11 protein-coding genes are annotated in these 12,549 nt (G+C 65.0%); 3 read left to right on the forward strand and 8 right to left on the reverse strand.

Annotation, left to right across the window (positions count from 1 at the left end; genetic code table 11):
* The 7 genes from IVB47_RS01890 to flgB form a co-directional block, all read right to left on the reverse strand.
* Nucleotides 1–1,883, reverse strand: a 1,883-nt coding sequence (locus IVB47_RS01890; RefSeq protein ID WP_247459503.1) for a PAS domain-containing protein, incomplete at its 3' end; no start/stop codon positions are given.
* Nucleotides 1,884–2,037: 154 nt separating this feature from the next.
* On the reverse strand, nucleotides 2,038–3,117 hold the full coding sequence (gene flhB / locus IVB47_RS01895; RefSeq protein WP_018456412.1) for a flagellar biosynthesis protein FlhB: 1,080 nt from the start codon (nucleotides 3,115–3,117) through the stop codon (nucleotides 2,038–2,040).
* Nucleotides 3,118–3,128: 11 nt separating this feature from the next.
* Entirely contained in the window at nucleotides 3,129–3,899 is a 771-nt protein-coding gene (fliR, locus tag IVB47_RS01900) for a flagellar biosynthetic protein FliR (protein WP_007602155.1), read from the reverse strand.
* Between the two features lie 17 nt (nucleotides 3,900–3,916).
* A complete protein-coding gene (gene fliQ / locus IVB47_RS01905; RefSeq protein WP_007612284.1) occupies nucleotides 3,917–4,180 on the reverse strand; it encodes a flagellar biosynthesis protein FliQ in 264 nt (87 codons plus the stop codon).
* Nucleotides 4,181–4,351: 171 nt separating this feature from the next.
* Nucleotides 4,352–4,660, reverse strand: coding sequence for a flagellar hook-basal body complex protein FliE (gene fliE, locus IVB47_RS01910; protein WP_247459505.1), 309 nt, complete (start codon nucleotides 4,658–4,660; stop codon nucleotides 4,352–4,354).
* A gap of 16 nt (nucleotides 4,661–4,676) precedes the next feature.
* A complete protein-coding gene (gene flgC, locus IVB47_RS01915) occupies nucleotides 4,677–5,102 on the reverse strand; it encodes a flagellar basal body rod protein FlgC (RefSeq protein ID WP_027567607.1) in 426 nt (141 codons plus the stop codon).
* Nucleotides 5,103–5,120: 18 nt separating this feature from the next.
* A complete protein-coding gene (flgB, locus tag IVB47_RS01920; RefSeq protein WP_027518914.1) occupies nucleotides 5,121–5,525 on the reverse strand; it encodes a flagellar basal body rod protein FlgB in 405 nt (134 codons plus the stop codon).
* Nucleotides 5,526–5,877: 352 nt separating this feature from the next.
* Here flgB and IVB47_RS01925 point away from each other — a divergent pair, with 352 nt between their 5' ends.
* The 3 genes from IVB47_RS01925 (at nucleotide 5,878) to IVB47_RS01935 (ending at nucleotide 9,011) form a co-directional block, all read left to right on the forward strand.
* Nucleotides 5,878–6,849 carry a flagellar biosynthetic protein FliO gene (locus IVB47_RS01925; protein ID WP_247459507.1) on the forward strand — a complete coding sequence of 324 codons (972 nt, stop codon included), beginning with the start codon at nucleotides 5,878–5,880 and terminating at the stop codon, nucleotides 6,847–6,849.
* On the forward strand, nucleotides 6,846–7,607 hold the full coding sequence (fliP, locus tag IVB47_RS01930; RefSeq protein ID WP_007612290.1) for a flagellar type III secretion system pore protein FliP: 762 nt from the start codon (nucleotides 6,846–6,848) through the stop codon (nucleotides 7,605–7,607). Before IVB47_RS01925 ends, fliP begins: the two co-directional genes overlap by 4 nt.
* A 198-nt stretch (nucleotides 7,608–7,805) precedes the next feature.
* On the forward strand, nucleotides 7,806–9,011 hold the full coding sequence (locus IVB47_RS01935) for a multidrug effflux MFS transporter (RefSeq protein ID WP_247459509.1): 1,206 nt from the start codon (nucleotides 7,806–7,808) through the stop codon (nucleotides 9,009–9,011).
* Between the two features lie 92 nt (nucleotides 9,012–9,103).
* Here IVB47_RS01935 and IVB47_RS01940 read toward each other — a convergent pair.
* Nucleotides 9,104–12,549: tetratricopeptide repeat protein (locus IVB47_RS01940; protein ID WP_247459511.1), on the reverse strand; the 3,446-nt coding region annotated here is incomplete at its 5' end.

Here is a 12,549-nt window from a genome sequence, read left to right on the forward strand (position 1 = left end):
ACGTAGTCCGCGGCCGGCATGCCCTTGTAGGCCAACCTGGCCGCCTCCTCGGCGGTGACGTTGGCGGTGCGGATGATCAGCTTGCCGCCGTCGGGCATGGCGTCGCGCGCGTTGACCGCGAGATTGACGATGACCTGCTCGAACTGGGAGACGTCGACCTTGACCGGCCAGAGATCGCGGCCGTGGATGGTCTCGTGCTTGACCTTCTCGCCGATCAGGCGGCGCAGCAGCATGGCGAGGTCGGAGAGCGCATCGCCGAGGTCGAGCACCTGCGGCCGCAGCGTCTGCCGCCGCGAGAACGCCAGCAACTGCCGCACCAGCGTGGCGGCCCGCGTCGCGTTCTGCTTGATCTGCATGATGTCCTGGAACGACGGATCAGTCGGCTTGTGCGCGTTCAGCAGGAAGTCGTTCGCCATCATGATGGCGGAGAGCACGTTGTTGAAGTCGTGGGCGATGCCGCCGGCGAGCTGGCCGACAGTCTCCATCTTCTGCGACTGGTTGATCTGGTTCTCCAGCGCGCGCCGCTCGGTGGTCTCGAGCATGTGCACGATGGCGGCTTCCGCATCGTTCTCACCCCCGTCGACCGGCGTGACGAAGAACTGGCCCCAGCGCTCCTTGGAGCCTTCCAGCGCGACCTCGACCGGCGCGATGTCGGCCTGATTCTCGGCGGCCTGGTTGATGGCCGCGATCAGCAAATGACGGTCGCGCGAATTGACCGCGCGGAAGATCGACTTGCTGGCGCTGTCGAGCCCCAGCGCCTGCCCGAGCTTGGCGTAGCGCGCATTGGCGCGCACGACGTTGCCGCCGCGGTCGACGGTGGCGATCGCCATCGGCGTATGGTCGAAGAAGCGCATGAAGCGCACTTCGGCGGCGCGGTCCGGATCGCTGCGCTCGTCACGGGCGCGGCTGATCACCAGCGTGCGCGACGGGCCTGGCGCACCGTCGGCGCCGAAGGCGAGCTTATGATAGAGCCGCACCGGCATGGTCTTGCCGGTACGCATGCGCAGGTCGATGTCGAAGACTTCCGTCTTGACCTCGCCCGGGACCGCCACGATCGCGGTCAGAAGCGAAGCGCCGTCGCCGGAGACGATGTCGGTGAGCTTCAGCCCGCCCGAGCCGATCTCGGCAAGGTCGTAGTCGAGCCAGTTCGCCAGCGTCGCGTTGACGTAAGCGAGCTCGCCGGCCGGATTGACCGAGAAGAAACCGCAAGGCGCGTGATCGAGATATTCGATCGCGTGCTGGAGTTCCTGGAACACGTCCTCCTGGCGCTCGCGGTCGCGGGTGATGTCGGCGATCGACCACACCGCGTATCTCGTCTCGCGCTTGCCGGTGCCGAGGGGCCGCACCCGCATGCGCAGCCAGCGGCCCTGGCTGCCGTCATGGCCGGAGATGCGCACCTCTTCCTGCTGCCGCTTGCCTTCGCGCGCGGCTTTCAACAGGCGGAACACCGCTTCGGAGACGTCGGGGTTGCCGATGAAGACGCGCTCCACGGGACGCACGTCCTGTGGGCCGGCGGCGCCGGTCAGCGTCAGATAGGCCGCATTGGAATAGACCACATGGCCGCGCGGGTCGGTCACGGCGAGGCCATCGAAGGCGTGATCGGCGATGCGGCCCATCACGGGATCGTCGAGATTGCGATCGACGAAGCGGATGATGCCGGCGGCGAAGGCGAACAGGTTGAACAGGCCGACCATCGCCAGCACGGCGAGAATGCCGAGGATATAGGGTTGGGCCTGCGCGCGCCCGAGCGTCATCAGCCCGACGGCAACGGCGACGAGCCCGGCGGCCACCAGCAGCACCAGGGCAATGCTGCCCGAGCGCGGCGACGGCTCGTGCGCCGCAACGGGCTCGCGTGTGAGGTCGTGGTCGGTCTCGGCAGTCATTTCAAGCTGGCACAGCCTGTCGGCAGAGAATCAACGCGCTACAGGGCGCGCAGGGTCCTCCCTGCCTGAATCGGACCCGCAGGCGCAAGGGCAGCAGGGGCGAAAGGTACGCTGATTCCCAGATTACGGCCATTTCCAGTACTTTTCAGGGGTTTTATTGCCGGCTGGCACCGAATCCGCTCTTCAGACGCATGACGTAGCCGATGACTTCGGCGACCGCATGGTAGTGCTCGGTCGGGATTTCCTCGTCGATCTCGACGGTGGCGTAGAGCGCGCGGGCGAGCGGCACGTTCTCGACGATCGGGATGTCGTGCTCGCGCGCGATCTCCCGGATCTTGAAAGCGAGGTTGTCGACGCCCTTGGCGACGCAGATCGGCGCCGACATGCCGCGCTCGTAGGACAGCGCGATCGAATAGTGGGTCGGATTGGTGATGATCACGGAAGCCTTGGGAACCGCCGCCATCATGCGCTTCTTGGAGCGCTGCTGGCGCAGCTGCCTCAGCTTGCCCTTGATGTGTGGGTCGCCTTCGGACTGCTTGTACTCTTCCTTGATCTCCTGGAGCGACATCTTCTGCCGCTGGAACCAGCTGCGATACTGGAAGAAATAGTCGCCGATGGCAATGATGGCGAGCGCCGCGACCACCGCGCCGAGCAGGTGAATGGTCAGGCTGGTGGAGGCACCGAGCAGGGCGGCCGGATCGAGCCTGACCATCGCCTCCATGCGATGCCGCTCCGGCCACAGGATCACGGTCATGACTGCGCCGAGCACGATCAGCTTGCCGAGACCCTTGAGGAAGTTCGCCGCCGCTTGCTTGCCGAAGATGCGCTTGAGGCCTTCGGCAGGCGACAGCTTGCTGAACTTGGGCTTGAGGGATTCGGCCGACCAGACCAGTCGGTGCTGCAGCACGTTGCCGGCAATTGCCGCGAGTACCAGCATCAGCAGCGGCACGCCCACCGCCGCGAGCACCGCGACTTCGATCTGCTGCATCAGGGCAAGCAGAGCCCTGCCGTCGGTCTTGATCATCCAGGAATTGGCGAGCAGGTTGCGCATCGGCGCCAACAGTCCGCTGCCGACCGATCCCGAGAAGCTCGAGACCACGAGCGTGGCGCCCGCGATCATGAACCAGGTGTTGATCTCCTGGCTCTTGGCGACGTCACCGCGTTCGAGCGCCTCTTCGAGACGTTTTTGCGTCGGGTCTTCTGTTTGACTCTCTGGATCGTTGTCTTCCGCCATCGATCACCCGATCACTTGAGTGGCATCATCTGGTGCATGACACCGATGAAATAGTCGAGATAGGTGCCCATCATCGCCGTGAGCACGACGGCGAGCACCAGGAAGCCGGCGAAGATCGAGAGCGGCACGCCGACGAAATAGACCTGCATCTGCGGCATCAGCCGCGCCAGTACGCCGAGCCCGATGTTGAAGACGAGGCCGAACACCAGGAATGGGCCGGAGAGTTGCAAGCCCAGGCGGAACGCGGCGGCGAAGGCGCGCGTCGCCAGCGCGGCGACATCGCCGCTCGACACGGTCTCGCCCGGCGCGAAGATCGTGTAGCTATCGTTCAGTGCCGCGATCACCAGGTGATGACTGTCGGTGGCGAATAGCAGCGTCACCCCCAGTATTGTCAGGAAGTTGCCGACGAGCACGCCCTGCTGTCCCTGCGTCGGATCGACCGACGTGACGAAGCCGAGCCCCATCTGCTGTGCGATCACGGCGCCGGCAACCTGCAGCGCCGACAACGTCACCCGCGCGGTCGCCCCCAGCACGATGCCGATGACGATCTCATGCAGCATCAGGACCAGCAGCGGCGCGATCGAGCCCATGTCGACCTGATAGGCGTTGCGATGCAGCGGCAGGATAATCAGCGTGAGCAGCAGCGCGATCGACAGTTTGATCCGTGTCGGGATATTGGTCTCGCCCAGGCCCGGCAACAGCATCACCATCGCGCCGACCCGGGCAAAGGCGAGCATGAAGGAGGCGGCAAGCGCCGGCAGCAGCGAGACGTCGATGCGCATGACGGGCGCATAGTGCCTCAGCCGCCGATGATTCGCGACGATATCCGCAACATGTGGGAATGCAGCGCGTCGGCCATGAACGGCAAGGCCAACAGCATTGTGGCAAAGATGGCCAGGATCTTCGGCACGTAGATCAGCGTCTGCTCCTGGATCTGCGTCAGCGCCTGGAACAGCGACACGACGACGCCGACCACGAGCCCGACCACCATCAGGGGCGATGACACGATCACGATGGTCCAGATCGCATCACGCGCGACGTCGAGGGTTTCCGGTCCGGTCATTTCGCAGTTCCTTTGCCTTATTCCTCGCCTCCCACCGCTCTTGTGAGCGATGCGAAGGTCTATCCCCCGTCATTGCGAGCGTAGCGAAGCAATCCAGAATCCCGCTTCGGAAAGACTCCGGATTGCTTCGCTGCGCTCGCAATGACGAGTGGGGGGGCGCGAGCGCCAAAATCAGATCGGCATCTTCATGATGTCTTCATAGGCCGCGATCACGCGGTCGCGGACCGAGACCAGCGTGGACACGGCGACGTCGGTATCTGCGACCGCCGTCACCACGTCCATCACATTGGCCTTGCCGGCGGCCATCGCCACCGTCTGCGCATCGGATTTGCGGCCGGACTCCAGGACGCTGCCGACGGTGTCTTTCAGAAGAGAGGCGAAGGACTGCCCGCTCGGCTCGCTGCCCTTGCTGGCGCCGCTGTTCTCCAGCACGCGGGCAAGGTTTGCATAGGCGTTGGCGGCAATTGTCGGTGTTGCCATGGTTCAAATGTCCTGTTCAGCTCTTGAGGATGTCGAGGGTGCGCTGGATCATCCGGCGCGTCGCACTGATGATGTTGAGATTGGCTTCGTACGACCGCTGCGCGTCGCGCATGTCGGTCATCTCGACCACCGAGTTCACGTTGGGATATTTGACGTTGCCGGTCGCATCCGCCGCCGGATTGTTCGGCTCGTATTTGGTGCGGAAATTGGACTGGTCGGGCTTGATCCTGCCGAGGGTGACGACCTGCGCGTCGAGTGTGCGGTCGAGCGCGGAGGAGAAGGTCGGCACCTTGCGCCGGTAAGGATCGCCGCCGGCGCTCTGCGAGGTCGAATCCGCATTTGCGATGTTCTCTGAGATCACCCGCATGCGCCCGGCCTGCGCCCGCAGACCGGAGGTCGCGATCGCCATCGAGCGGGCAAAGTCGCTGCTGTCATTCGCCATGATGCGCTTCCTCTAGCTCTAGCCTTTGCCGATCGCGGTCTTGAGCAGGTGCAGGCTCTTCGAATAGAGCGAGGTCGCCGCCGCATAATCCATCTGGTTGCTGGCGGCCTTCATCATCTCCTCTTCGAGATTGACGGCGTTGCCCGCGGGGCGGGTCTCAAAACCCGCATTCTTGTTCTGGTCGAATCCGGAGGCCGCGCCTGACGGCGCCATGTGGGAACCGCTGGTGCGGGTAAGCGCCAAGGGGCCCATCGAACCCGTGACGGCGCCAGCCTTGTCCAGCTTCGGCTCGACCAAGTCGCGCGGCCGGAATTTGGGCGTGTCTGAATTGGAGACGTTCTCGGACAGGACGCGCTGGCGCTCCTGGTGCCATTGCATCTTGGTGCGAAGCGCCGATAGCACCGGAAGATCGTTGATGGACATCGTTGCGGCTCCTTCCGCCTCGCAGGACCCGTGGTCCGAAGCTAGGCAGAATTTGCCGCCTGTATGGTTAACAGCTGGTTAAGGAGGTCGCAGGCAGTTTGTCCCCCGCCGGGACACGAATGCGCATGCCCCGTGATTCTACGCCTCCAAAAGCGGCATTAACCCAACCGCTTGGCGGCGCGTGCACAGGCCAAGAAGTCGTTTTGGATCGAGCGATTCATGGGTTATTAAGAGTTGGGGACGGCAAAACTTGCCGTGGGACGTTAAGAAATCGCAGTTTGGGGCAACGTAAGCCGGTGGTTGGCGCATCTGACCACGGGCCCGAGACAAGCGCCATTTGTCGGGGACAAGTATGCAAGGCAGCCCTATCACCTTCATCGGCGCGTTCATCGTCGTTCTGGCGTTGATCGGCGTCGCTGCATGGCTGGTTCGCCGATTCGCCACCAGCCGGCTCGGCGCCAACACCCAGCGCGGCCGGATGCCCCGGCTCGCCGTGATCGATGCCGCCGCGGTCGACGGCCGCCGCCGCCTGGTGCTGGTCCGGCGTGACAATGTCGAGCATCTTCTGATGATCGGCGGCCCCACCGACATCGTCGTCGAACCCAACATCGTGCGCGCGGCGCCCGGCCGCGACCAGCTCCCGCAGCGCCCCAACGCGGCCGAGCCGCCGCGTCTTGCGCCGATGCATGATAGCAGCAGCTGGGCCGACGAAGCACCGCGGCCCGAACTGCTCGATCATCCCGAGCCGCACATGCCCGAGCCGCCACCGCGACCCACGCGCCCCTCCTTCGCCGACGAAGTGCGCCGGCCGGCTCCCGCGATGGCCGAACGCCGCAACGAGCCGCCATTGGGCGGCTTCACCTCCGAGCCGATCGCGCCGCGCCCTGAGCGCGAGCTGCGTCCCGAACCTGTTCCGCCGCGCGTTGCGCGCAACGAACCCCCTCTGATGCCGCGTCCGCCGCGCCAGAGCGAGCCGGTGAAGGCGCCTCCGGTGCGCGCCGAGCGCGTCGCCGCGCCTCCTCCGCCTGTGCCGCAGGCTCCGCCCGTTCCGCCGCCGGCGCCCGCTCCCGCGGCGCCATCGAGCGCCGAGCAGAATCTCGCCGAGATGGCGCAGCGGCTCGAAGCTGCGCTGCGCCGCCCCGCCGGCGAGACGCTTGCCCCTCCGGTCGCGCCGGAGCCCCCGACCGCTCCCCCGCGTGTGGCCCGCAGCGAGCCGCCGGCACCGCCGGCCCCTCCCGCAAAGCCGGCCCCGGAAAAGACCAGCTTTGAAAATCTCGAAGACGAGATGGCCTCGTTGCTCGGCCGTCCGAAGCCGTCTTCGTGAGGCTGCCGGCCCTCCCGCGTAGAGTTTTTTTTCTTTCTGTCCTGATCGGCGCGGCTTCGCTCGCGATGCCGGCGCATGCGCAGGACATCAGCATCAATCTCGGCGGCGGAGGCGCTGGCGGTGGCGGCGTCACCGAACGCGCGATCCAGCTGATCGCGCTGCTCACCGTGCTGTCGATCGCCCCGTCGATCCTGATCATGATGACCTCGTTCACGCGCATCGTGGTCGTGCTGTCGCTGCTGCGCACCGCGATGGGCACCGCGACCGCCCCGCCGAACTCGGTGATCATCGCGCTGGCGATGTTTCTCACCTTCTTCGTGATGGGACCCGTCCTGCAAAAATCCTACGACGAAGGCATCCGTCCGCTGGTCGCCAATCAGCTCGGCGTTGAGGACGCGCTTCAGCGCGCCTCCGTCCCTCTGCGCGGCTTCATGCAGAAGAACGTGCGCGAGAAGGACCTCAAGCTGTTCCTGGATCTCTCCGGCGAGCCGCCGCCCGCCACTCCCGACGAGCTCGGCTTACGCATCCTCGTCCCCGCCTTCATGATCTCGGAGCTGAAGCGCGCCTTCGAGATCGGTTTTCTGCTGTTCCTTCCGTTCCTGATCATCGATCTCGTCGTCGCCTCCGTGCTGATGTCGATGGGCATGATGATGCTGCCGCCGGCAACCATCTCGCTGCCGTTCAAGCTGATCTTCTTCGTGCTCGTCGACGGCTGGTCGCTGGTGGCAGGGAGCCTGGTGCAGAGTTACGGGGGGTAGCGGGCCCGGGGAGCGGTCACCGCCCCCATCCTCTCTGACCCAAGGCTTGTAGGCGTACACTTCAGCTTACCAGCGCAAAGGGGGAAGCCTGCCACCGTGAGCGCGTTCGGCGGTTCGTGACATACCGGACTATGCTCAGGTTGCGCATTCAATGGGTGGTTGATATGATGATTATCATCCATTGATCCGAAGCGGCTTATGACCAGCAACGTCGAAGACCGTCCGCTCGCTCGAGCCGTGCCGCTTGGTCTTCAGGTCGCCGTTCTTGCTGCGTTGTCTGCGAGTGGCACGTTGGCCACCAACATTCTGTTGCCTTCGCTACCGAGCATCGCCGTCGCGGTAGGCGTCTCCAGCGCTCAGGTAACCTCAGCTATCACCATATTCCTCGCCATGTTCGCGGTCGGACAACTTGTTGTCGGTCCGTTGTCGGATCGTTTCGGCCGGCGCATACCCGTGATGATCGGGTTTGCTGTATTTTTCGCAGGTAGCATATGGTGCGCGTTAGCCAATGATTTGGCGGCGCTATTGATTGGTCGCGTTGTGCAGGCCGGTGGCGCATGTGCCACGTCTGTCCTTTCGCGAGCTATCGCAAGAGATCTTTTTCAGGGCGAAAAGCTAGCGCGCGTGCTCACGTTTGTTATGGTTGCGATGGCAGCGGCGCCCGGATTCTCGCCCCTGGTCGGTGGCGCGCTGGATCATTTTTTTGGCTGGCGTTCAGCATTTGTGTTCGTCGGAATCTTCGCCGTCGTCGCCGCTTCAGCATTTCTTGCGGCTTTCGGAGAAACGCACCACGCGCCACGCGCCGAGTTCGATTTCTCGACAATCGCCAAGAATTACTGGTCGCTATCGACTGACCGCCGTTTCTTGGTTCCTGCCGCAACCGTTAGCCTCATCTTAGGTGCGCTGTTTGCAATGTTTTCGGCGTTGCCGCGAGTCTTGATAGAAGGCCTCGACTTCACACCCATGCAACTCGGCCTGTTCTTCGCAGGCACTGTCATGGTCGTCTTTAGCGCTGGCATTATCGCTACAAAAATCGTTCCGCACCTTGGTCTCGACCGATCGATTTGCATCGGCCTCGCGCTGGCCTGTGTCGGTGGCGGTATGGTGTTGCTATTCGCGCTTCTCGACGGGCGCTTTTTGCCATTTCTTGTCGGCGCATGCGTATTCCTGCTAGGCATGGGCATGGTCAATCCGCTCTGCAGTGCGCAAGCTCTTTCGCCATTCGGCGATCGCGCCGGTGCTGCCTCGGCCCTGTTGGGTTTCTGGCAGATGTTGGCCGCGGCGCTGGGGGTATCGCTTGCGGCGGTGATCGCAAGGAATCCCATGATCGGGCTTGGTCTCGTGCTAGTGCTTGCCTCGACCTTGGCCTCGGCAATTTATCAGGTCCGGGTAAAGCTCAATTAAGCCCGCGCCCCGGGCGATAGGATTCGGCGCTGCCCGTCACTTCGAGAGCTTGCTCACGAGACCTGTCGCGAGGCCCGGAAGGAGCAGCGATCCTACCGCGTCATCTTGATCTGCCGCACCACCGGGATCGTGGGCAGCGAGCCGGTATGGTCGGATTCGTCCTTGGCCTGGGGAGAGGCCGGCGCGCGCGCGGTGGCGTCGGGGAAGCGCTGCTTCATCTCGCGCAGGAAGCCGTCGAGCGTGTCGACGCTGGCAGCCAGCTTGGCGATATCGGCAAACTCCGCGCTGGAGGCGCCGGTCGGTTTGCTCGCGATGTCGAACGCGAGCCGATCGGCGCTCTCGCTCATCAGCGGCGCATATTTCTCGCGGAAGCGCGACATGCCGATCGAGTCGTCGGCGAGCGCATAACCGACGGCCGCGCGGATGATGTCGCTTTTCTCCACCGCGTTGAGCGGCTTGAAGTCGCGGAAGCGCTCGCCGTAATAAAGCTCGATCTGCTCGGCGGATTCACGCCAGCGCCGCGCCGCCCAGAAGATGTCGGAGCGTAGGCGCAGCACTTCGCGCCCTGTCACGTTGGAGACGATGTCGAGCGCGAGATCGTGGCGGCCGACGTCGCTCTGGGCACGCGCCTCCAGCAGCAGGCGTTGCTGCCTGAGCTCGCCTGAGAGGTCGCTGATACGGCTCGCGCGCAACGCCGTGATCGCCATGTCGGGTCTGCGGTTGGCGAGATAGATCATGGACAGGCGTGCGGCGACTTGTGCACGCGCCGCGCCTTCGAGGCGGTGGTCGACCTGGTATTGCAGGAGCTCGGCGGCCTGATCGAGCAGGTCGATCGAGGCGAGACGGTCGGAGAGGCGTCGGATCAGTTCGTCGCCGCGGCGGCCGATCGGCGTCAGCTCGCGGAACTCGTAGAACATCCCCAGCGCTTCGATCGGCGGCAGCTCGTCGCCCTTGGGCCCCAGGAAGATCTGCGTGAACAGGTCGGAGGCGAGGTCCTGCGCCTGGCGCGAGGCTTCCGCGTTCGGCTGCAGCTTTGTCGCGGTACGCGCCGCGGTGAGCGCGTCCCGGTAGCGCCCGTTCTCGGCAAACATCTGCGACAGCATCTGGAGCGTCTTGACCTCGATCGAGTCGCCGCGCCAGGTCATCGAGAGCGTTTCGAGCTCGCGCAGCGCGTCTTCCTTGCCGATCTCGTCGCGCTTCTGCCGCAGCGCGACCTCGAGCTGCTTGGCCTCGGCCGCAGCCGGCCGGTCGGACGAGCCGACCGCGAACTTGTAGTCGTCGAGCGCGTCCTTGTCGTGGCCGAGCGCCTCGGCGAGCCGGCCGCGCAGCACTGCAAAGCCGGGCGCGGCCTCGGGCGAGACGCCGACCACCTCGAGCTCGCTGCGGCGCTTGGAGGCGCCGGCATAGTCCTTCACCTCGAGCGAAGCGCGCATCGCCTCCATCGTCACGATGCGCTGGATGTCGAGCGGCAGCGAGGCAATGGCGAATTCGACGTTCTTGAACTTCTCGCGGGCGTCCGCCCATTTGCCCTGGCGCGCATAGGCGAGAGCCTTCCAGAGCTGGGAATCGTGGCTGTTGCCGATCACGGGGTTGGCGAGGTCCTTCAGGCCCTGCGCCGGCCGGCCGATCAGGATGCTCGCGATCGCATGCATGATCAGCGCGCCGCTTTCCTCCTTGTTGAGAGGATCGGCCAGCATCAATTCGGTGACTGCCTTGGCCTCGTGATACATCGCGCGCGACATGTAGAATTGCGCAAGGTCGAGCCGCGGCAGCGAACGCATCGCCGGTTCGACGTTGGAGATCGCCGTGATCAGCTCGTTCTGGCGCGCTATGAAATTTTCCGACTGGCCCTTGCGCCAGCCTTCGGGGCTGAAGACCGGCCGCACCGCGGTCGGCGCGCGCTCGGCCGAGATGTCGACCGGCGACAGCGTCAGCCCGCCCTTCTTGCCGAGGATGACCTTGTCGGCCCCGACCTCGACGCCGACCTCGTCGGAATTTGGCCGGATCGCGATGCCATGCGCGGATTCCAGCAGCGCGAGATCAACGAGATCCTGCCGCTTGATGAAGCCGCGCACCGGCCGCTGCGCGGTGATGACATAGAGCGTGTCGCCGGCATCGGGATCGGTGAGCTTGTGCAGCAGCCCCGGATTGGCGAAGGGGATCGCAATGTTGGCAAGCGCCGGGTCGGTGATGTTGCGCGAGATCATCAGCGGCAGCGGCGTCGCCTGGATCTTGTCGGCGAGGGTCAAGAGCCAGTTGGTCTGCTTGCCGACCTCCTGGCTCGTCAGCGAATAGACCAACGGCCGGGTGAGACGGATGCGCACCGCCTGTCCCTTCTCGAGCTGGACGCGGCCGACTTCCCCGATCATCGCACCGCCCTTGGTGCGGATCGCCTCGACGTCGATCGGCTTCGCCGTATCGAACACCAGCCAGACGGTATCGCCACGGCGGAACGCCGCCGCAGGCGTTCCGACCTGAAGCGGAAAGGTCACACGCAGGCCGTCGCTGTCGCGGCGGACATCGACGCTGGCACCACTCGGCTGCGGACCTGCGGGCGCCTCTGCTGGAGCAGCCTTGAGGGCCTCCGTGGCCGGCTCCTTGACGGGTTCCTTGGCAGCTTCCTTCACGACCTCTTGAGGCGCTTCGGCCATGACCGGCTTGGCGGGCGCGACCGCAGTTTCTGCAACTGGCGCGACCGTCTTTGAAACTTCCTTGACCGCTTCCTTGACCGCTTCCTTGGGCGCTTGCGCAGCGTGCGCAGCTTCGACCGCAGGAGCTGGCAGGGATTTCGGCGCTTCAGCGGGCGGCATGGCGGAGGGTGCTTCCGGCTTCACCTCGGGTTTGACGTCGATCCTGGCCTCGCGCGCGATCGTCTCGGATGTCGGCGGCGCGATCTCGCGATGTGCGTCCTTCGGCTTCTCGACCGCCGGCTTTTCAGGCGCAGGAGCCGGTCCATGGGCGGCGGGCTTGGCCTGCGCGATCGCCGCCTCGGCCGAATTGGCCATCTTGCCCTTGTCCGGCTGGAAGGAGATGTCGACGACGTAGTTCTTCTCGTCACGGAACGAATGCACGTCGGAATCGCCGATCAGCGCGATCTCGACACTGGTCTGGTCGATGTCGGCCTTCTGCTTGATCGAGGCGACGTTCGGCGGCGCTGCGACGACCGCGTCCGCCAGATCGAAATTGAGGTTGGCGTTGAAGGCGAGCGTGAGCTTCTGCTCGTTGAGCACGGAGGAGACACCGACGCCGTCGGGCATCTCGAACACGAAGCGGACGAAGGTCGGCTGGACCGAGGCGCGCACGCGGATCTGCGGACGCTTCTTGCTCTCCGCCGCGGCGCGCTGGGCGCGTAACGCGCGTTCGGCGACGCGCGCGCGCTCGGCGAGTTCCTTGACGACGTCCATCGGCAGGCTCGGCGGCGGCCCCTTCCAACCCTCCGGCAAGAGGTCGATGAAGGTTCGCTCGCCGGCATTCATGGTGTTGACGGTGACGCGCCGCGCCAGCGACAGCCGGATGGCGCCGCCGTCGGGATCGCGGC

This window comes from Bradyrhizobium sp. 62 (genome assembly GCF_023073035.1).
In the GTDB taxonomy this organism is placed as follows: domain Bacteria; phylum Pseudomonadota; class Alphaproteobacteria; order Rhizobiales; family Xanthobacteraceae; genus Bradyrhizobium.